This window comes from Streptomyces sp. R35 (assembly GCF_041053035.1).
GTDB classification, from domain to species: Bacteria; Actinomycetota; Actinomycetes; order Streptomycetales; family Streptomycetaceae; genus Streptomyces; species Streptomyces lutosisoli.
On the sequence record NZ_CP163440.1, the window covers coordinates 4,372,418 to 4,392,550 of the forward strand.

At 66.6% G+C, this 20,133-nt stretch carries 19 protein-coding genes; 6 read left to right on the plus strand and 13 right to left on the minus strand.

Annotated features, from left to right (window positions below; all coding sequences use genetic code 11):
- Positions 1-82: 82 nt before the first annotated feature.
- Complete coding sequence (locus AB5J50_RS20050; RefSeq protein ID WP_369259825.1) at positions 83-640, plus strand: DUF1772 domain-containing protein; 558 nt, start codon at positions 83-85, stop codon at positions 638-640.
- Here AB5J50_RS20050 and AB5J50_RS20055 read toward each other — a convergent pair.
- The 3 genes from AB5J50_RS20055 to AB5J50_RS20065 all read right to left on the minus strand — a co-directional run bounded on the left by AB5J50_RS20055 (position 589) and on the right by AB5J50_RS20065 (position 4,454).
- The gene (locus tag AB5J50_RS20055; protein ID WP_327429103.1) at positions 589-1,740 is read right to left on the minus strand and encodes a uroporphyrinogen-III synthase; all 1,152 of its coding nucleotides are present in this window, start codon (positions 1,738-1,740) and stop codon (positions 589-591) included. The genes AB5J50_RS20050 and AB5J50_RS20055 overlap by 52 nt on opposite strands.
- Before the next feature lie 178 nt (positions 1,741-1,918).
- Complete coding sequence (locus AB5J50_RS20060) at positions 1,919-3,301, minus strand: nitrate/nitrite transporter (protein WP_327429104.1); 1,383 nt, start codon at positions 3,299-3,301, stop codon at positions 1,919-1,921.
- Between the two features lie 154 nt (positions 3,302-3,455).
- Positions 3,456-4,454, minus strand: coding sequence for a hypothetical protein (locus AB5J50_RS20065; RefSeq protein ID WP_369259826.1), 999 nt, complete (start codon positions 4,452-4,454; stop codon positions 3,456-3,458).
- Positions 4,455-5,204: 750 nt separating this feature from the next.
- Here AB5J50_RS20065 and AB5J50_RS20070 point away from each other — a divergent pair.
- The 3 genes from AB5J50_RS20070 to AB5J50_RS20080 are packed head-to-tail and all read left to right on the plus strand — an operon-like array spanning position 5,205 to position 8,742.
- The gene (locus AB5J50_RS20070; protein WP_369259827.1) at positions 5,205-7,436 is read left to right on the plus strand and encodes a glycoside hydrolase domain-containing protein; all 2,232 of its coding nucleotides are present in this window, start codon (positions 5,205-5,207) and stop codon (positions 7,434-7,436) included.
- Positions 7,437-7,459: 23 nt separating this feature from the next.
- The gene (locus AB5J50_RS20075) at positions 7,460-7,936 is read left to right on the plus strand and encodes a hypothetical protein (protein WP_369259828.1); all 477 of its coding nucleotides are present in this window, start codon (positions 7,460-7,462) and stop codon (positions 7,934-7,936) included.
- Positions 7,933-8,742, plus strand: coding sequence for a hypothetical protein (locus AB5J50_RS20080; protein ID WP_369259829.1), 810 nt, complete (start codon positions 7,933-7,935; stop codon positions 8,740-8,742). Before AB5J50_RS20075 ends, AB5J50_RS20080 begins: the two co-directional genes overlap by 4 nt.
- A 135-nt stretch (positions 8,743-8,877) precedes the next feature.
- Here the strand turns inward: AB5J50_RS20080 and AB5J50_RS20085 are convergent, their stop codons facing one another.
- The 8 genes from AB5J50_RS20085 to AB5J50_RS20120 form a co-directional block, all read right to left on the minus strand.
- The gene (locus tag AB5J50_RS20085; RefSeq protein ID WP_369259830.1) at positions 8,878-9,285 is read right to left on the minus strand and encodes an Imm50 family immunity protein; all 408 of its coding nucleotides are present in this window, start codon (positions 9,283-9,285) and stop codon (positions 8,878-8,880) included.
- Positions 9,275-9,814 (minus strand): Imm50 family immunity protein, encoded by a 540-nt coding sequence (locus AB5J50_RS20090; protein ID WP_369259831.1) that lies wholly within the window; start codon positions 9,812-9,814, stop codon positions 9,275-9,277. The genes AB5J50_RS20085 and AB5J50_RS20090 overlap by 11 nt, the downstream gene beginning before the upstream one ends.
- Complete coding sequence (locus AB5J50_RS20095) at positions 9,811-10,104, minus strand: hypothetical protein (protein ID WP_369259832.1); 294 nt, start codon at positions 10,102-10,104, stop codon at positions 9,811-9,813. The genes AB5J50_RS20090 and AB5J50_RS20095 overlap by 4 nt, the downstream gene beginning before the upstream one ends.
- 123 nt (positions 10,105-10,227) lie before the next feature.
- Entirely contained in the window at positions 10,228-11,244 is a 1,017-nt protein-coding gene (locus AB5J50_RS20100; RefSeq protein WP_369259833.1) for a hypothetical protein, read from the minus strand.
- Between the two features lie 229 nt (positions 11,245-11,473).
- Entirely contained in the window at positions 11,474-11,782 is a 309-nt protein-coding gene (locus tag AB5J50_RS20105) for a hypothetical protein (protein WP_369259834.1), read from the minus strand.
- Between the two features lie 4 nt (positions 11,783-11,786).
- Positions 11,787-16,217 (minus strand): DUF6531 domain-containing protein, encoded by a 4,431-nt coding sequence (locus tag AB5J50_RS20110; protein WP_369259835.1) that lies wholly within the window; start codon positions 16,215-16,217, stop codon positions 11,787-11,789.
- Between the two features lie 7 nt (positions 16,218-16,224).
- Positions 16,225-16,536 (minus strand): hypothetical protein, encoded by a 312-nt coding sequence (locus tag AB5J50_RS20115; protein WP_369259836.1) that lies wholly within the window; start codon positions 16,534-16,536, stop codon positions 16,225-16,227.
- 142 nt (positions 16,537-16,678) lie between these two features.
- The gene (locus AB5J50_RS20120; protein WP_369259837.1) at positions 16,679-17,131 is read right to left on the minus strand and encodes an ATP-binding protein; all 453 of its coding nucleotides are present in this window, start codon (positions 17,129-17,131) and stop codon (positions 16,679-16,681) included.
- A 225-nt stretch (positions 17,132-17,356) separates the two neighbouring features.
- Between AB5J50_RS20120 and AB5J50_RS20125 the strand changes: the two genes are divergently transcribed.
- Both AB5J50_RS20125 and AB5J50_RS20130 read left to right on the plus strand, forming a co-directional pair.
- Positions 17,357-18,211 carry a helix-turn-helix transcriptional regulator gene (locus tag AB5J50_RS20125; RefSeq protein WP_369259838.1) on the plus strand — a complete coding sequence of 285 codons (855 nt, stop codon included), beginning with the start codon at positions 17,357-17,359 and terminating at the stop codon, positions 18,209-18,211.
- A gap of 12 nt (positions 18,212-18,223) precedes the next feature.
- Positions 18,224-18,418 carry a DUF397 domain-containing protein gene (locus tag AB5J50_RS20130; protein ID WP_369259839.1) on the plus strand — a complete coding sequence of 65 codons (195 nt, stop codon included), beginning with the start codon at positions 18,224-18,226 and terminating at the stop codon, positions 18,416-18,418.
- Between the two features lie 337 nt (positions 18,419-18,755).
- On the opposite strand, the gene AB5J50_RS20135 is transcribed toward AB5J50_RS20130, so the two are convergent.
- Positions 18,756-19,445 carry a hypothetical protein gene (locus tag AB5J50_RS20135; protein WP_369259840.1) on the minus strand — a complete coding sequence of 230 codons (690 nt, stop codon included), beginning with the start codon at positions 19,443-19,445 and terminating at the stop codon, positions 18,756-18,758.
- Positions 19,446-19,464: 19 nt separating this feature from the next.
- Positions 19,465-20,088 (minus strand): hypothetical protein, encoded by a 624-nt coding sequence (locus AB5J50_RS20140; RefSeq protein ID WP_369259841.1) that lies wholly within the window; start codon positions 20,086-20,088, stop codon positions 19,465-19,467.
- Positions 20,089-20,133 lie beyond the last annotated feature (45 nt).

Here is a 20,133-nt window from a genome sequence, read left to right on the forward strand (position 1 = left end):
CGCCCATCTGCTGGACGCGTGCGTATGCCGTCGCGCGTCTCAGCCATGTCAGCCGTGCCACGGCGCCGGTTGACTGAGGGACATGACAGACAACAGCACGGGGCGGCGTACGACCGCCGGAGGTGTACTGGGTGCGGCCACGGTCGCGATGGGCCTGATCGCCGGGGTCTTCTACATTTTCGCCTGCGACGTCATGCCGTCGCTGGCCCGCAGCGACGACCGCGTCTTCATCGAGGTCATGCAGAACATCAATGACGTGATCCAGAACCCGGTGTTCTTCCTGAGCTTCATGGGCGCGCTGGTCCTGACGGCCCTCTCCGCCTGGCAGTTGCGCGGTTCCGGCGCACTCCGGTGGTGGGTTTTCGCCGCCCTCGCCGCGTACGCCCTCGTCTTCCTCTTCACCGTCGCCGTGAACATCCCGCTCAACAACGACCTCGCGAACGCCGGCGACCCGGCGAAGATCGCCGACCCGGCCGCCGTACGCGCGCGGTTCGAGGACACCTGGGTGGCGTGGAACGTCGTACGGGCCCTGCTGTCGACCCTCGCGCTGGCGTGCCTCGCCCGGGCCCTGTTCCTGTACCGCCGGCCCTACACGTCCGCGTACTTGGAGTCCGCGGCCGGGTCGAGCGCCAGCCGGTAGCCGCGCTTGACGACGGTCTGGATGAGCTTGGGTGCGCCAAGTGCCGTACGCAGCCTGGCCATCGCCGTCTCGACGGCGTGCTCGTCCCGCCCGGCGCCCGGCAGCGCGCGCAGCAGCTCGGCGCGGGCCACCACCCAGCCGGGCCGCCGCGACAGGGCCCGCAGCAGCGACATCCCGGCCGGCGGTACGGGCCGCAGCGCCCCGTCCACCATCACGGCATGCCCGCGGATCTCCACCCGGTGCCCGGCGATGGGCAACGCCCGCGCCCGCCCCGGCAGTTCCTGACACAGCAGCTGTACGAGAGGGCCGAGCCGGAAGCGCTCGGGCTGGACGGTGTCGATGCCCCGGGCCTGCAACGGCAGCGCGGTGACCGGGCCGACACAGGCCGGCAGTACGTCGTGGTGCAGGGCGGCGAGGAGTTCCGGGAGCAGCCCGCGGTTCTCCGCCCTGGACAGCAGGGAGGCGGCGGCGGGCGCGCTCGTGAAGGTGAGCGCGTCCAGGCCGCGGGTGATGGCCGCGTCCAGCAGCCGGTCGACGGGCCCGATGTCCTCCGGCGGCATCCACCGGTACACGGGGACCCCGACGACCTCGGCACCCGCGGCCCGCAGCGACTCCACGAACCCGGGCAGCGGCTCGCCGTGCAGCTGGATGGCGATACGGCGCCCGTCGACACCCTCGTCGAGCAGCCGGTCGAGCACCTCGGCCATGGACTCGGAGGACGGCGACCACTCCTCCGTCAGCCCCTGGGCCCGTATGGCGCCCTTGACCTTGGGCCCGCGGGCGAGCAGCTCGACCCCGCGCAGCCGGGCCAGCAGTTCCTCGCCGAGCCCCCAGCCGTCGGCGGCCTCGACCCAGCCCCGGAAGCCGATGGCGGTGGTCGCCACCACCACGTCCGGGGCGTGGTCGATCAGTTCCTTGGTGGCGGTGAGCAGTTCGCTGTCGTCGGCGAGCGGCACGATACGCAGGGCCGGCGCGTGCACGACGGAGGCACCGCGCCGCTGGAGCAGCGCCCCGAGCTCGTCGGCCCGGCGCGCGGCGGTCACGCCCACGGTGAATCCGGCCAGGGGACCGTTCTGCGCTCGCTGCTGTTCGTCGTACATGGCTCTCGTCTCGCGCTCGTCGAGTCGTCGTGCGGGGGGTGGTGCGGTGCCGCTCTCCCGGGGCGCCGCCCTCCCAGGTGCTGTCGGCCGGCGCTCTTGCGGCGCCCGCTCGCGGCCGAACCGAGCCTGTCAACGCACCGTGACAGGCTCGGTTCAGTCATATGTCGCTCGTGTTACGTCACACTTCGGCGTAGCTGAGCTGGGCCTTCGTCTCGGTGGTGGCCGTGGCCGGGGCCTCGGCGGTGGCCGGGCGGCGAAGGTATACGGCCCAGGTGACCGCGAAGCAGGCCGCGTAGAAGGCGAGGAAGGACACGAAGGCGCCGGTTCCGGAGCCCACGCTCAGGAACGACTGCCGGAAGGCGAGGTTGATCCCGAGCCCGCCGAGCGCGCCCACGGCTCCGATGAGCCCCATGGAGGCGCCGGACAGCCGCCGCCCGTACGCGGCCGCTTCCTCACCGGTCAGCCCCTTGGCGACGGCCTTCGCCTGGAAGATGCCCGGGATCATCTTGTACGTCGATCCGTTGCCGAGGCCGGTCAGCACGAACAGCACGATGAACGCCGTGGTGAACAGGGGCAGCGACTTCTGCATGGACGCGATCACGATGACGCCGGTCGCGGCGGCCATCCCGACGAAGTTCCACAGCGTGATCTTCGCGCCGCCGAACCGGTCGGCGAGCCAGCCGCCCACGGGCCGGATCAGCGAGCCGAGCAGCGGGCCGATGAAGGTGACGTACGCGGACTGCAGCGGCGTACGCCCGAACTGCGTCTGGAGCACCAGGCCGAACGCGAAGCTGTATCCGATGAACGACCCGAACGTCCCGATGTAGAGGAACGACATGATCCAGGTGTGGGCGTCGCGCACGGCTTCCTTCGCCGCCCCGGTGTCGTTCTTCACCGACGAGATGTTGTCCATGTAGAGCGCGCCGAGGACGGCGGCGATCACGATGAGCGGGATGTAGATGCCCAGCAGCACCCGCGGCCCTCCGGCGGCCCCGATGACCGCGAGCCCGACGAGCTGCACGACCGGCACGCCGATGTTGCCGCCGCCGGCGTTGAGGCCGAGCGCCCACCCCTTCTTCCGCAGCGGGAAGAACGAGTTGATGTTGGTCATCGAGGAGGCGAAGTTGCCGCCGCCGACGCCGGCGAGCATCGCGCAGACCAGGAAGGTGTTGAAGGACGTACCCGGCTTCATCACGACGAACGCGGCGATGGTCGGGACGAGCAGCAGGCTCGCGGCGATGATCGTCCAGTTCCGGCCGCCGAAGCGGGCGACCGCGAAGGTATAGGGGACACGGACGACGGCGCCGACGAGCGTCGCCATCGACACGATGAAGAACTTGTCGGCGGGGGTGAGCCCGTACTCCGGCCCCATGAACAGGACCATCACGGACCACAGGGTCCAGATCGAGAAGCCGATGTGCTCGGAGAGCACGGAGAAGAACAGATTCCGGCGGGCGACCTTCTCCCCCTTCTCCTGCCAGAAGGCCTCGTTCTCCGGATCCCAGTCCTCGATCCAACGGCCTCCCCTGCTTGGTGCGGGGGCTGTACTAGGGGCTGTCATGACGCCTCCACGGGGCTCCGGTGCGGTGCGCGTGTCTTTCCTGGGGATGACAACCGAAGGTAGGGAGGACGCGTTTCGGGCCTGTGGCTGTGGGTGACCGGAAGGGAACGTTGCTCTCACTCGGCGGCGGGGGCGACGGTGAGGGCGCGGCGGGTCACTGCTGCGGGGGCTGCCCGGCGGGGGGCTGGGGCTGACCGCCGTAGGGGTGGGGCTGCGGGGGTACGGCGCCGGGCGGGGCGGTGTAGGGGCCTGGGGTCTGCTGCCCCGGGGTCTGCTGGCCGGGGTACGGCGTGACGGGCGGCTGCTGACCGTACGGGCCGGGGGCCTGCGGAGCGTAAGGACCAGGGACCTGCTGACCGTACGGAGCGGGGGCCTGCGGGGTGTAGGGACCGGGGGCCTGCGGGGTGTAGGGACCGGGGGCCTGCTGACCGTACGGAGCCGGGGTCTGCGGGGTGTAAGGACCGGCGGCCTGCTGACCGTACGGACCAGGGACCTGCTGACCGTACGGGCCGGGGGCCTGCGGAGCGTACGAGGTGTAGGGGCCCGGCGCCTGCGCCGCATAAGCCGTCGGCGGCAGATACCGCACCCGCCCGCCCTCCTCCGTCACGGGCGCGAACCCGGCGGCCTGCAAGCGGGCCGCGAACTTGGCGTTGCGCTTGCGGGTGACGACGAAGCCGATGCCGAGGACGGCCATCAGCACCGCCCACACGATGCCCGACACGGTGAAGGCGATGGTGTCCCCGCCGGTCCGGACCGCGAGGATCACGCACGCGATGGTGAAGCCGACCGCCCCGTACCCCATCCGCTTCTCGGCGTTCTTGCCGGTCAGGTCGAAGTTGATCCGCGCCTTGAGCAGCTCCAGCGCGTCGGGGACGACGGGCGGCAACGACTCCCCGTCGCCGGCCCGCGGATACTGCGCCCAGTTCTGCGCGGCCCGCGTCTGCGCCTGCGGACTGGGGTCGGGCACGATGAGCATCGTGAGCGCGTTGTTGCGCCCGCTGCCCTGCCGTACGTCCGCGTACTCGTACCCGAACTGCTGGGCGATGAAGGCGAGTCGGGCCAGTTTCTTCACCGAGGCCATGGGACTCGTGAGCTGGACCGCCTCCCCCGCGGCCATCAACTGGAACATCTTCCGGATCTGCCGCTTACTCATGCCGCCCCCAACTCCCCACCGGACCCACCGGACTCACCGGACTCACCGGACTCACCGGACTCACCCGTTCACTTCCGCAACGGAACCAGCCTTTCACGCGCCCTCGCCTCCGCAGAACGGCAGGGCAACCTGGTTTACCGGGCCTTGACCCGGCCTTGACGGGAACGGCGGGACCAAGCCAATTCCCCGCGGGGGACGAAACGTTGGACGAGACCACGACCACCTCGTCGGTTCACAGCAAACACACAGATCCCGGGCGTATCCACTCTCCCGCCCAGCCTCTCGGACGGCCTCGCGTCCCCGCCGTCGCGATCCGGCCATGCTCCGCACCCCTCTTGCCCGGTGCTCCGCCCGCATGCCTATGGTGATCGCCGTGCCGGGGGCCCTGACCAGGCCTCCAGGACGCGCTGACCAACACCTGGGGGAACCATGTTCACGGGGGATCGCGCCTCACGCACCGCACACGTCACGTGTGCCTCACCTGTCGTACGAGCCTCACGCGCCGTACACGTCGTACGAGCCTCACGCGCCGTACACGTCGTACGTGCCCCACGCGCCGCACGCGCCGCACGCGCCTGATCGGCCGTCTCACCGCTCCTGCCGCAACACCTCTTCCAGCGGACCGGAACGCCCACATGTCCGGAGCTCCGCCGTGCGCTGCCCTGCATTGCCTTGCGCTGCAACGCCTTGCGCTGCATTGCCCTGCCTCGCCGTACGCGACACCCGAAGCCGAAGGAGAACCCGCGCCCCATGGCCGACGAGATGGTCCGGAGAGCTCAGCAGTTCATCAACCGCACCTACCCCAACATGCTCGGCATCCCCGCGCTGGACGAGAACGGCCAGACCGGCTGGCCGACGATGTACGCGCTGACCCGCGCGCTCCAGTACGAACTCGGTGTCTCGACGCTGTCGGACACGTTCGGCCCCACCACCCTGTCGACGCTCGCCTCGAAGTTCCCGAAGCTGAACGCCTCGACGACCCCCTCGGCGAACTTCGCCCGCATCATCCAGTCCGCCCTGTACTGCAAGGGCTACGACGGCGGTGACATCGACGGGAAGTACAACTCCCGCGTCGAGTCCTCGGTGGCGAAGCTGAAGACGGACATGGGCGTGGACGGCCTGTTCCCCGGCGGCGACCTGATACCCAAGGTCTTCAAGGGCCTGCTGAACATGGACGCCTATGTGACCGTCAACTCCGGTTCCGACGGCATCCGCAGTGTGCAGCGCTGGCTGAACGGCCGGTACGTCAACCGCGCGGACTTCTTCATCATCCCGTGCGACGGCCACAACTCCCGTGACGTGTCCAAGTCCATGCTCTACGCCATCCAGTACGAGCTGGGCATGGCCGACGGCACGGCGAACGGCGTCTTCGGCCCCGGTACGAAGTCCGGCCTCAAGTCGCACACCGTCTCGACCGGTTCGTCGGGCACGTGGGTCTCCCTCTTCTCCGCGGCGATGATCCTCAACCTGCGGCCGGTCTCCTTCTCCTCCAGCTTCACCTCGTCCCTCGCCGACGCGGTCAGGACGTTCCAGTCGTTCGCCAAGCTCCCGGCGAACGGCAGCGGCGACTTCCAGACCTGGGCCTCGCTCCTCGTCTCGTACGGCGACCAGGACCGCAAGGGCGAGGCGTGCGACGGCGTCACGAAGATCACCCCGGCGCGGGCGGCGGCCCTGAAGGCGGACGGCGTCAAGTACGTCGGCCGCTATCTCACCAACCCGAGCACGACCTCACTGCCCGAGAAGGCGATCCAGCCGGGCGAACTCCAGACGATCGCCGACAGCGGCCTGCGCTGCTACCCGATCTACCAGACCTTCGGCCGCGACGCCTCCGGCTTCACCTACGCGGCCGGGCGGGCCGCCGGCTACGCCGCCGTCAACGCGGCGCTGGACCACGGGTTCAAGCCGGGCGCCCGTATCTTCTTCGCCGTCGACTTCGACGCCCTCGACGCCGATGTCACCTCGAACGTCCTGCCCCACTTCAAGGGCATCGAGGACTCGATGGCGGACGCCGGGAACCCGTTCAAGGTCGGTGTGTACGGTCCGCGCAACGTGTGTACGCGGGTCGCCGAGGCCGGCCACTCCACGGCCTCGTTCGTCTCCGACATGTCCTCCGGCTTCTCGGGGAACTACGGCTACCCGCTGCCGAGCGACTGGGCCTACGACCAGGTCGTCACGCGCACCGTCGGCTCCGGCGACGGGAAGATCGAGATCGACAACAACATCGCCTCCGGCCGCGACATCGGCGAGAACTCGTTCAACAAGCCGCGCGGTGTCCTCCCGGACGTCCGCTTCCTCGGCGGCTACCTGAACGCGCTGCACGACGACATCGGCAAGTACATGCAGTCGATCGGCTTCCCGAACGACGGCGGCAACCGCATCTTCAGCCACACCCAGTGCTTCGAGACCGTCCTCGCCAACGACGACGTGGTCACCGCGCAGTCCAACCGCTACAACATGCGCAAGGCGCTGATCCAGACGTCCGCGTACTGGGAGATGCGCCACTACGACATCATCGACCAGGCCGTGGACGCCGCCGTCGTCTACTACCACACCGGTGTCGGCGGCGGCATGACCCCGAAGCGCGACTCGTCCACGGGCATCGCGCAGATCAGCGGCGAGGTCGGCATCCGCGCCTGGAACCACTGCATCAACAAGGGGTACGTCTCCGGCACGATCCTCGACCCCGCCAAGGACGCCGACATCTGGACGATGTGGCAGAAGGTCAACAAGGACAACGCGTACGCCCTCCAGACCGTGTCCCTGATCCACCTGTGGGACTCGGAGGGCAAGCCCGGCGGCCAGAACCCGCCCGCCGGCGAGACCACGCTGCGCTCCATGCGCCTGGACTACACCGAGTCGGAGATCTTCCAGGTCCTGCGCCGCTACCAGGGCTGGGGAACCGAAGCGGAGGAGCACGCGACCAAGCGTATGGCGTTGTACCAGATCTTCGAGAAGTACAACGGCATCGTCCGGAACCTGTAGCCGAAGCCCGATGAGGAAGTCCCATGAGTGACGACCAGCCCAACGTCATCGCCCTCCTGCTGATCGGCCTTGTCGGCCTGGCCGTCGCCGGCGGGTTCGCGGTGTTCGGCTTCACCACGCTCGCCCGGCACGGCATCAGGCACGCGAAGAGGGAGACCGTGCTCCGCGGCTTCGCGGGCCTGGCCGCCGCGGCGGCGGCCGCCATGTACGTATGGGGCGCCCTCCACCTCGTCAAGGACGAGTCGATGACGACCGAGGCGTGCCGCGCCGCGGTGGGCCGGGCACACGCCGCCGACATCACCGGCTCCGACGTCTCCTACCTCCCGCTGCACCTGAACTGCCATGTCAGGGGCGCCGGTTCGTACGCCGCCGCCGTACCGGAGTACGTCAACCCCGCCGTCCTGGGCCTGGCCCTGACCGCCGTCGCTCTCGGAGTCTTCGCGGCCTTCGCGTCGGAGCTCCGCGCCAGAGACAACTTCAGGAAAGAGAAGGCCAGTTGAACACCAGCGAGAACACCCCGCAGAACTCCACTCCCGCCGAGGCCACCGACGTATCCCGCCGTACGGTCCTCACGCGCACGGCGGTGATCACCGGCGCGGCGATAGCGGCCTCCCTCCCCGCCTCGCAGTTCCTGGCGAGCCCGGCGTACGCGGCGGCAAGGACCCCGAGCTCGGCCCTCGGCCCCAGCCCTGTCCCCGTCCCCGGCACGAACCCGCTCTCCGCGAAGGTGCGTGAGGCCGTCCGCAAGGCCGAGGCGCGCGCCAGACGCGTGATGACGGGCAAGCCGTCCCGCAACGGCTGGGAGATGGAGCGCGTCGCCGACGACGGCGGCAACATCTTCACCCGCCCCGTCCCCGGCACCCCGCTCACGGGCAGCGCGGGCATCGCGGTCCGCATGGGCGACGTCGAGACCGTCCTCGTCCACGTCGTACGCCGCTTCCACTACGAGATCGACGAGCTCCGCAAGGGCGACGTCATCGCCTGGCGCTCTCCGGGCACAGTCCGCAAGGGCTTGGCGGAATCCAACCAGGCCTCAGGAACAGCGATACAGATCCGCCCCGGCTCCTACCCGGCGGGCGCCCGGGGTGGCTTCTTCCCCCAGCAACAGCTGCTGATCAAGGACATCCTCGCCGAGCTCAACGGCGTCATCCGCTGGGGCGGCAACGACCCCAAGCCGGACGAGTCCCTGTTCTACATCGCCGTACGCCCGGACGACTCCCGCCTGGCGCGCACGGCGAACCGCATCCGCCGGTGGGACGAGACGCCGGGGCGGGGGGCGGGGGTGTTGGCGGATGTGACGCGCTGAGGTGACGGGCGCACGATGAGCAGGCTTGGTCCGAGGGCTTGGTCCGGGGCTTGGTCCGAGGGCTTCGGCCAAGCCTGCCCCTGCCCGAACACGCCCGAGTACCGACGGCGATGGCGGGGGGCGCCTGCGGGTGGATCAGGGGCTGTCGGAGGCGAGGTAGCCACGCCACTTGGCCAGCCGAACCGTGGCCGCCCGGAACGCGATCCCCGAACCCTCAGACCCCAGCACCACCTCGAAGAACGCTCCGCCATGGGTGGCCAAATGGATCTCCTTGGCCTCAGCGGCGCCCCACCCGGTGACCTGGAGTCCCTCCACTTCCGCGAAGACGAGGTAGAACTCGAAGGCGTTGAGTTCCTTCCCCTCCCATTCGGCAGGCGGGTTCGCAGAGAAGCTCCTCGTATCGAACCCGAGAGTCACCGAGTTTTCACGCTCATCGATGTGCACGTAGAAGAGATCGCACACGCCAGGAAGAGGAGGAGCACCGCCGTACAGTTCCCCCAAATATTCCGGGGATGCGAGGAGTTGCAGCCAGTCAGCGCTCATAGAACGTCTTCTCATCGGTCCCGGGAAGGGAAGTGTGCCGCCGGGCATTGACCTTGCTGACGAAAAGACGCCGCCCGCTGTCCGATCCATCATCCTGGATCTTGAACGCGCTCACATGCTTGACGCACACGGACTCATTGCAGTCGAATCCCAGCACCGCCCCGCCACCTCTGAAGGTCACCCGCATCCGCCGCTCTCTGCCCCACGGAGCCATCTCAATATCCCCGCGGACCGGCGGAGCCCAGTCGACAAGAGAAATTCCCTCAACTGCCAGGAACTCGAACTGACACTGCACGCTGTCCACACCCTCGTCGAGCCACTCCTGCGGTGCCGAACCGGGGAAGGACGGCAAGTCGACGCGCAGCGTCACCGTGGGTCCGCGCCAGTTCAGATTGATCGACCGAATCCTGACCCTACGCAGGTCCGGGACATGTCCGTAGAGCGATCGGAGCGCCTCCGGATTCACAAGAAGAGCCTCAGCAGCCATAGCCACCCAACCACCGCCCGACGTCAAAGGCGTGTAGCTCATGCCTGGAGGTAGAGCCGCTCGGCGTCCAGGATCAAGGCGGCCAGCGGGCCGTCGTACGGCCAGGAGTCGGCGATGACGCGTCCGACTCCCCGCACTCGCTGCGGCTTGGGTGGAAGCGCGGAGGACAACAGCTGCAGGGCCATCTGCGCCAACTGGTCACGGATCGACGTCAGCTGACGGGGGCTACTGACGCGCCCATGGCCCGCGGCATGCCGCTCCATCTCTTCGTCGATTCCGGACAGGGCCTGCTCGGTTGCGGCGAGGGCTTTTTGTACGGCTGATTCGGACACTATGGCTCCAGCAAGTCCCTGTCGGGGTTCAATACGTATGTCTGTTTACTCAGGTTGAACTCTTGATCCATCAGGCGCTCCAGCCGATGGCCCCAGTGGAGAGCAAGTGCGTGAGCCCAGCTCTCACTGAAGGCTGACTTTGTGCTCGTGCGTGGGATCCGCCAGGCAGATGAATACGTTGAGTGAACCGCCCCGGCCGACCCTCACTCGGGTCGGGGTGTTCGCACCACGTCGGCCGATGAGTTCGCGATCCTCCAATGGAACCCAGCTGCGCGTTCCACCCCACTCCATGCTGTCGATGGCCAAAAGGAGTTCCATGGGTGCCCCGCACGAGCAGGTGACCGGATGAGGGCCGGTCACGTCCCAGGACGCGTAGCCGCCGACTTTCCAGCCCGGCGCGATAGAAAAGTCCTCACCGTAGGTGAGAAATTCACCTCTGCTCGCGGCCTCCACTCCGTCCTCTTCCTCGTTTCCCTCTTCCCATTCCTCGATACGCTCCTGAAGGTTCTCGCTCAGGAGTTCAACGTATTCGTGCTCCACGACCTGCTCCGGGGCGAGGGTGCATGGTTCAGGTACGTACCAGGCGTCGCCCACCAGTTCCGGGGAGGGTGGATTGACGAGTGGGGTGCATTCAGTTGTTTTGTGCCATCGAAGATGCACGTCGGGCGTCGCCTGCCTTCCGTGTGCACTAAACGGGCACCACAATACCTGGAGAACATCGTGCCCTTTGGGGGCGACAAGATCAGGGACATTTTTGGCGAACAACTGGGCCAGCGGAAGGAGGGGAACGGGATCGGTGTCTTGGAGTCGGGGAACGTGGTGCTCCCGTTGAAGCTCCGCCAGTACGTCACGCTCTTCATCGGACGGACCTGTTTCGGGATTTCGATGCCATGCCTCATCAAGTACACGTCGTTCCCGGTGAATGTCCTCGATGCGTCGGCCGGTGTCACGTGGATGGGCTGCTCGGCAGGCGGGCCACGGTTCGTCGGCGGGCCACACGAACGGACCGCCGATGGAGCCCTGGAAGGGCTCCGGCGTTCCTCGGCGCGGATGGAGTCGGGTGCAGGTCTTCCGATAGCTGGCCAGTTCGGGGAACTCTGCCTCGATATCCAGGGGTCGCGGCGGGGTGGTGCGATTCATCGTCGTCCTTGCGTCGTCATAGACGGCTCATGGCTTCAGCATCGCCGTCGGCACCGCCCCACAGCACTCAACGGCCATAGCAACAATTCCACCGGAGTCGAGTAAACGAAATCCACACAGTCGGCATTGATACCCAATGCCCCTGCCCTGCCCTGCCCTGCCCTGCCCTGCCCTGCCCCAAAGTACATCGACGACCTGGGATCGGAAGGCTTCGCGATCAGTTGTGCGCTCACTCCTGCCAGTCAAGTTGATTGACCGCATCGATATCCCCTCGCGAAAGCTTCAGAAGGACCTCGATGACTTCATCCCACGAATCAAGGGTAATTTCGCGAGGAGGGATCGACGAGTCTTCGACATTTTCCCACAGCAAGGTGCCATCCACGTAAATGCTGAGACCCCAGCCGGATTCGTGCTCCAAAGAAACATCGGGGTGCTCATCATCTGCCAAGGTTTGCAGGCTGGAGACAATTTCGCGAATCTGCGTCTCATTTGGCTCATCAATGGATGCACCCATGACGTCGTTCATCCAGTAGGACATCGAGCTACCTCCTGCGGACACGGTTAGGGGGAGCGCCATTCGGAATCCCCCATTCAGCATACCCTCCGGAATATCCGGGATGCAGAACATCCCACCAAGGCGTACCAGGAGTGTGCTGATAGGTAGGGACCAGCCGCATGACTCCCTGGCGACCGCCGGCGTTGGCCGCCGGCTCATGCTGCCAGGTGTGCCCGACCGGCACCTTCCTCCCGCCCTTTGAACTTACTTGGCCGGCAATCCCTGGCGAGAACTGCTCCAGATAAGCACCCAGTTCGGGATCTGCTTTGATCGCGTCATCGAGTGCCGTGTTTGCCCTACTGAAATGAACCTTGCGGCTCTTTCCGAAGTCCGCCCTGTCGAGTTCCATTTCGAATAGTGATGTATAGCCCTTTGGATCGATCTGCTGACCCGTGAGCGGGCATGTCCCTGGCGCGAGGCCGAGTTCGTCGATCCACGTGTAAGGATTGACAACATAGGTACGCGGGTTGCCTGCAGGAGCCAGGCCGAGCGGATCCTGGCTGAGGTATCGGGCAGTCTCGGGGTCATAGTGCCGGAAATAGTTGTAGTGGAGACCTGATTCGGGATCGTAGTATTGGCCCGGAAACCTCAGAGGGGTATAAGTGGTGCTCCGGGAAGACCACGTGGTGATACCCCACAGACTGCTCCTAGCACGCCAGGCGAAGTCCCCGTCCTCACCAAGCAGTTCGGTGGGCGTGCCCACCAAGTCGGTGACGATCGCGAAGAAACGCGAGTCAATCTCGACCTGGGGTGTATCCGTGGTGATGATACGTTCGGTTTGAGCAATGGGCCGCACACCATTGTGGTCCCACGTCACAGTAACTGGCGAAGTCAACTCGGCCGATTGAGTAGTCTGTTCGCAAAGGGTGGTGCCGTCCCACGCGAAGTCGGTCTGTTCCGCGACGGTCGTGCCATCAGAGGCGAGGCGCTGCTTGGCGATACGGCGGCCGAACGGATCGTAGAGATAACGCCAGGAAATGCCGTCCGGCGTCCTGACCGACACGAGGTGGTCCTCGGCATCCCATCCATAACCCCAGGTGTCTGGCGTGCGGGACAGACGGGATTTCTGACGCAGGGTGATACGGCCCTGGGCGTCGTGCTCGTAACGAACACTTCCCGCTCGGGTGATCTGTGTCCCCTGGTAGGCGCGGCCGCCTATGGCCTCATGGCCGGGATGTATGGAGGGCCAGTCTGCATCGGTCTGATTGCCCAGCTCATCGTAGACGTAGCGTTCACTCCACCCCCGGGCGTGGCTGGCGGTGATGCGGCCCGCGATGTCGACGTCAAACCGGCGGGGGCCGTTCAACTGGTCGTCGATACCCACCAGACTGCCGTCGCCCCGATAGCTGTATCTCCGGTGCTGGACGGTGGATCCGCCAGTGGCGAGAACCGATTGACCGGTCAAGCGCCCCTGTTCATCAAAGGTGTTCGCCATCCTGGCGATCTCGCCTATGCGGCAGGCCAATTCGCGTCCCGCCGTGTCGTACTCAAAGGCCAAAGTGCGTCCCGCACCGTTGAGCAGAGTCGTGGGACGGCCCGCGGCGTCATAGTTCCAACAGCTGGTGAACCCGCTGGGCGTCGTGCGGCTCGTTCGACGCCCAGCGACGTCGTATGTGTACGTGCTGGTTCGACCGTTGACCGATTCAGCGACCACACGGCCCGCGGCATCGTATTCCAGTGTCAGCGTCGCGTGGGAGTTGGCCGCTTGGATGAGCAGTCCGGTGCTGTCGTACTCGAAGGTGGTGACCGCACCGTCAGCGTCCTTGCGAAGGGTCCGGCCGAGCACATCATGCTCGTAGCGTGTGACCTGTCCCATGGCGTTGGTGCGTGAAGTGAGGTGCCCGGCGGGGCTGTAGGTGTAGCTGAGGATGCGGCCGTCGAAGTCCTTCTCGGACCTGATGCGGCCGGCTGGGTCGTACTCATAATTCCAGGAACGATTCTGCGGATTGGTAACCCTTATGAGGTGCAGGTCGGTGTCGTGAGTGAACTCGTAGCGCGTGCCGTCGGGATCGGTACGGACCGCAACGAGATCGAAGTGGGTGTATTCGAAGTGCGTGACTCCACCGCCGGAGTCCATGTGCGTGACGCAGTTGCCCTCGCCGTCGTACTCCCACGACTCCCTGCTGCCGTCGGGTGATGTACGACGCGCGAGTTTGCCTTCTACCGTCCACTCGAACCGTGTGACGTTCCCGAGTGCGTCCGTGATGGCGGAGGTGCGCCCGAAAGTATCCCGCTCGTACCGGGTCACTGCGCCGAGCGGGTCGATGACCTCGTAGGGAAGTCCCGCAGAGGAGCAACGTAGATGCGTGGTGTTGCCCAATGGGTCAGTGACGGATGTCCGGTGTCCTGACGAGTTATAGGTGAAGTAGGTTGTGACTCCTGCGGGATCCGAGACTGCGGTGCGGTTGCCGCGCTCGTCGTATTCCTGACGCCATGTGGCCCCACCCGGTCCCGTCAGCACTGCGGGCAAACCGGATTCGTTGTACGCACACCGTGTCTCGGTCCCGTTCGGCCCCACGACGGACAGCACTCGCCCGTGATCGTCGTAGCTGCAACGTGTGGTGTTGCCCTGCTCGTCCGTGACGGCAATCAGTTGATGCTCCGCGTTCCACTCCTGATGCCTGGTGTGACCGAGTGGACTGGTTTCACGAATCAGGCGGTACGACCGGCTGTGCTCGTAGCGGGTCGTGTGGCCGAGGGAGTTGGTGACCGTCGTCGTGCGGGTTGCGTCGTCGTAACTGAGGGTCCCTGCTAGGAATCCGCCACTGCCGTCGGTGCGGACAACGCGGCCGCGTTCGTCATAGATGTAGTGGTAGGCGGATCCGTTGCGGTCGGTCCAGGAGGTGATCCGGCCCGCCTCGTCGTAGGTGAACCGCGTAGGCAGGCCGGAGGAATTCAGAACCTCTGTGAGGTGGCCCTCTTCGCTGTATCCATACGACACGAGGGTCGTTCCGCGACCGTCCGGGTGCTCGTTGTCGAGCAGGCGCAGGGCCGAAATACGGGGCAAGGTGGGATGACGATCCAGGGCAATACGGTACCCCCCGGGGTGAACTATCTCCGTTGGGGTGCCATCGTCGGCGTACCTGATGATGATGCGCTGCCCGTTGCCGTCCACGATCGCCTGTAGAGGGAGATCAACGGCCTCACCATCGTCGATGGGCTGCGGTGTGTGGAACAAGTACGCGACGCCGGATGCTGGATCGCTCACCCGAACCGCGCCGTCCGTCTCCGTATCCCAGCTCATAGGGAGCGCCTTGTTCGTACCGGCGTGGACGGGCTCCCCGGCTCCGGATTCCAGGAGCGGGTAGGTGAGCCGGGCGCCGTCCGCGGTGGCATAGGTAATGCTGTCGTCGGTGGCTTGCAGCCGCTGATCGAGGGTGGAAGCCCAGGAGGGGCCGAACCAACCGCCCCACCGGTACGACGAAATGTGGGTGCGCTCCAGGAGCAGCGGCAGAGCACCGGGTAGCTGGACATCGGTCTGCGGAAGCAGCATGTCGCCAGTGGCTACGTCGATGGGGTCGAGCTTCAGTTCCTTCTCTGCCGCGCGGATCTCGGCCGCGAGTTTGTCGCCCTCGGCGGGCTCCAGTTTGAGCTTGGAGAGGTCGGATCCTCCCAGGCCCAACGACTTGGCCAGTGCGGAAAGGTCACTGGGCTTGAGCCGCTTCAGCCCCTTGCCAAGCAGTCCTCCGCCAATCCCCATCAGGGCACCTTCGGTGAGCAGTCCAGCCAGTCTGCTCGGGTCCTTGAAGGCGCCCGGGTCCTCCAGCGCGGTGGCAAAGGCGGAGAACTCCATGCCATCCTTAGCCATTTTGCCGACCGCAGCGACCGCCTTGATGTCTTTGAGCGCCTTCAGCGCCCGCTCCAGGCCGCGGATGACCTCCAGCAGCCCGCGGATCACGGAGCCCAGGGCAGTGCCCTCCTCCTCGATCCGGCCGACCAGCGCGACGACCTTCAATGCGCGTTCAGTAGACATCAGAGTGGCCACCACGGTGGAAGCCCCGCCGGTGAGAACGTCCAGCGCCAGGCCCGCCAGCTCGAACTCCTCGATCTCCTCCAGCATCACGCCGATCTCGGAGATCAACTCGTGCGCCTGGTCGGCGAACTTGTCCAGCGCCTTCGCGCCCTTTCGCAGGGCGTGCGCCATGTCGGTGGCGTGCTTACGGGTCTCCTTGGCCCGCTTGTGGAAGGCCTTGGCGGTCTTGCCCTCCCACACCAGGCCCGCCAGCGCCCGCTCGGCGTCGCCGCTGGCATCCTCCAGCCCGGTGGCCAGAGCCCGCCACTTCTTGGCGATCTCACGCACCCCGTCCGGATCCACCGCCGGATCCGTGATCCCCAGGAACTCCAGCTGACTGGCCAGGGTGTCGCCGAACATGTGGTTGTACTTGTTGATGTAGTGCAGCGGGTTGAGACTGACCACGAGCGGCTCAGCCCTTCTTGCCGCGAGCCGCAGCGGCCAGAAGTACGTCCAAGAGGTCGAAGGCGTCCGAGACTTCGCCCATCAGCTTCGCCTCGGCCTGCCACTCCTCGTCGAGGGCGTGCGTGAGTTTGGCGAGCTTGTGCATGCCGTCGCGTATGTCGTCCGTCGCGTTCAGCAGGGACCCCAGCTTGCCGAGTGCCCCCAGGTCGTCCGACTCCGCCTTGAACTCGTGCAACGGCTTACTGGTGTGATGCGACACCTTGCGCAACGCGGTGGCCGCTTTGTCCAGCGACTCCGCTTCCTTCTTCAGGTCCGACATGCGGTCCAGCCCCCGTAGCTCACTCTGTGCACATGCCAACCCAACGACCGTAGTGAGGGGGGCTATTGGGTCGGTATGGCGGGCACCAAGGGGGAGTAAAGATCGCCGTCCTATGCACTGAGGGCTCGCCGCTCGCCCGTGCTCACGCCGCCCGACCTCCGTGGCCGAGTCCCCCGATCTCGAACCAGAGCAGCTTTCCCGCACCCGGCCCGAGCACGTCCCCACCCCACGAGTCCGCCCACGCCTGCACGAGGAGCAGCCCGCGCCCACTGACTGCGTCCACCGGGGCCGGGCGCGGCTTGGTGCCGGGTAGCTCGTCGAAGGGCGCCGGGATGTACGGGTTCGCGTCCCACACGCTCACCCGCAGCCGTCCGCCGCCGAGCGCTGTCAGCCGTAGGGAGGCGGGGCCCTTCGCGTACTGATAGGCGTTGGCGACCAGCTCAGACGTCAACAGCTCGATCACGTCGAGAACTTCATGCATGCCGTGCCCATCGAGCGCGGCCCGCACGGTCATACGTGCGACGCGTGCGGCTCGGGGGTCATGGGGCAGGCGGAGTGCGTACACCCAGGTATCGGGCAGGGCTACGGTGACCATGAACACCTCCAGGGAGGAAGGGGACTTGGGCTCGCTCAACGTCGGTGCCCTGCGGCGGCAATGCCTGGGTTGGTGCGCTTCCGGCTTATGGGCGTGGGCAGTTGAGCGACATGTGGCTACCGTAGAGCAGATGGTTAGATGGCTCTAACCTTTTGCGCTGGAAGAATCCAGTCTTCACTCGCGTGAGGGAGAGGGACGCCGCGTCGCGGCCAGGAAGGAAGCACTTTGCCGCCCACCAGCAATCCGACGCTGCGGCAGCGGAGATTCGGCTCCGAGCTTCGCAAGCTCCGTGAACGGGCCGGGCTCACGGCCACCGCCGCCGCCGAGCTGCTCGGCGTCAACCAGGCGCGCGTCAGCATGATCGAGACAGGCCGCACACCCGTCAGCGCCGACCGGGTCCGCTCCATGGCCAACGTGTACGACTGCTCGGACGATCACCTCGTCGACGTTCTGGCCGCGATGACAGGACGTCGGACTCGTGGCTGGTGGGAGCCGTACCGCGAGCACCTGCCCGCCGCACTGATCGACCTCGCCGAACTCGAGCACCACGCCGCCGGGCTGCGCGCGGCGGTCATCGTCCACATCCCAGCCCTGCTGCAGACCACGGACCACGCACGCGCTCTCTTCCGGCAAGTGGCCCCGCCCATGCGGCAGTACGAGATCGAGCACCGCCTCACGCACCGCATCAAGCGACAGGGCATCCTGCACCAGGAGAGCCCTCCCCCATACTCGGCGATCGTCCACGAGACGGCTTTGCGTATGGGCTTCGGCGGACCTCTCGTCGCCCGCGACCAGCTCAAGCACCTGATCGACATGAGCGAACTGCCCCATGTCACGGTCAGAATCGTCCCCTTCGGCACAGACGGCTTCCCGACCACGGGCCAGTCGTTCGACTACGTCGAGGGCCCTGTCCCACAGCTCGACACGGTCCAGTTGGACTCACACCACGGCGCCTGTGAATTCCTCGACGCGGAAGCACAGTTGAGTAAGTACCGTTCCGTGCTGGACCGCATGGAGTCGTGTGCCCTCAGCCCAGCCACGTCACGCGACTTCATTCACCGCCTCATCCAGGACACGTGAGAGAGACCAACTGTGCACACCATCCATTGGCAGAAGTCCACGTACAGCGGAGACGGCTCGAACTGTGTGTACGTCGCCGGCGTCTCTGACGGAACCATCCGCCTCCGCGAAAGCGACGAACCTGACGCCGTCCTCGCTACGACCCGCGCCGGCCTCCACGAGCTGATAAGAAGCCTCAAGACTCACCCGCTCATACGCAGCGCCTGACTAATTGGCAGATTTGTGCCACCCCGTGACGCCCCGGTCACCGAATCAACAGGCCGCTTCACACCCCCCGCTGGCACAAAGTTGCCAAACGCCCGAAGGTAGCCTCACGAGGCGACGCCCCGGCGGTTCGCTGCGGCGCGGAACGTGAAGAGTCGGTCGTGTACGTGGACGAACCCCTTCGCCCAAGGAACTACGGCGAGAGTGACGCCGAGGCCAGCCGTCCCCAGGTACGACGAGGAGCCTGAGGACAAGGCCCACCATGGTGCGCCAGGCAGATCATCCCAGCACTTCGTACTGTCCCCTCCGCCGGTGGCCCCCTTTCCACCAGCTTCCACGGTCAACGCACCTCGCCCATACCGGGTTCCAGCGGATTGTCGAAGCCCACCGTTCCGGCGATTTGCCGGAGGATCGCACGGTACTGCTCGCGGCGGGCCACGGCCGTCGTGCTCAGGGTGAGAACGACCAGGCGCGTGCAGTCCGGGTGCGGCAGATGGGCGTGGATCTGGAGAAGTGGCCACTGGCGGAGGCCGCTCTCAGTTGCGGGAGTACGTACGGTCTCGCTGAACGTGGCGGGCCCGCAGGCCAGTTCGAAGTACTCGACGTGGGTGTGGCCCTCAGCGGCGGACACGGCACGGGCAGCCGTGACGGAACGGGCAGCCACGGCCGTGTCTCGCCAGGAGAGGGTGAAGAGGGAGAGCAGGGGCTGACCGCTGGCGTTGCCCGCGTCGTCGATGTCGTCGCGATGCAGGCCGATTGAGCAGTGGACGGTGCCGACCTCGCTCAGAGCACCCAGCAATTGCCTCCCCCGTGCCATTTGGGCAATGAACTCCTGGCGCGCCTTCTCGTCGGGCGCCGCGTCGAGAAACGGCGCGAGCACGGCTCGAAGATGGTCGGCGTCCGGAGAGCCGGGCGGGGTCAGCAGGGCCCCGAGGGGGATGGGGGTGAAGCCTTCCGGCTCTGCGAACCAGATGTCGGCGTCCGGGTCCCTGGCTGAGTCGGCGACAACGAAGTGGGGGGCCGTGGTCATGGGGTCCTGTCCGGTGCGGTCAGTACGGGTGCGGTTGCGAGGGCGCCGAGTCGGGCACGTGGGCTCCAGCCCGGCGGGCGCGCTCAAGGGCGGCGGGGCTCGCGTTCCAGGCCGTCGGTTCGATACCCCGGCGGCCTGTGGCCGTGCGCTGGTAGAGGAGGTGCAGCCGTCTGGGGGCGCTGCCACGGCGGCTGGTGGCGGCAACGACGGCGATGAAGCGGGGGTCGCCGGCGAACCAGAGCGGCTCGATCTGTGCTTTCAGCTCCGGTTTGGTGCGGGCAGTGCCGAAGCGCCGCATCCACCAGAAGGTGCGCATGTTCGCGAGGAACAGCAGGGGGATTTGCTCCTCGGGCTTCTCCGGGTTGGGGAACTCGAACCACATCTCGTCCTCTTGGACCTGGGGGTGCTTGTTCCGGCCGTGGGGGACGTCGGTTAGGAGCTGCCAGGGGTATTGCCAGAGGACACGCTGGATGTAGATGGAGGAACGGAAGTAGGGGAGCTGGAGTACGGCGCGGAAGGTTGCGTAGCCCAGCAAAGGGACGAAGAGAGGGGTGAAGCCAGGAGACAGAAACCCCACCAATAAAGCCAGTAGGCCGACCCAAACGGCGATCCAGCCCACCAGCCGCAGGATGATCACGATCATGTGCTGGATCCAGGCCCGTCGGGTCGCAGGATGGTCCCAAGCCGT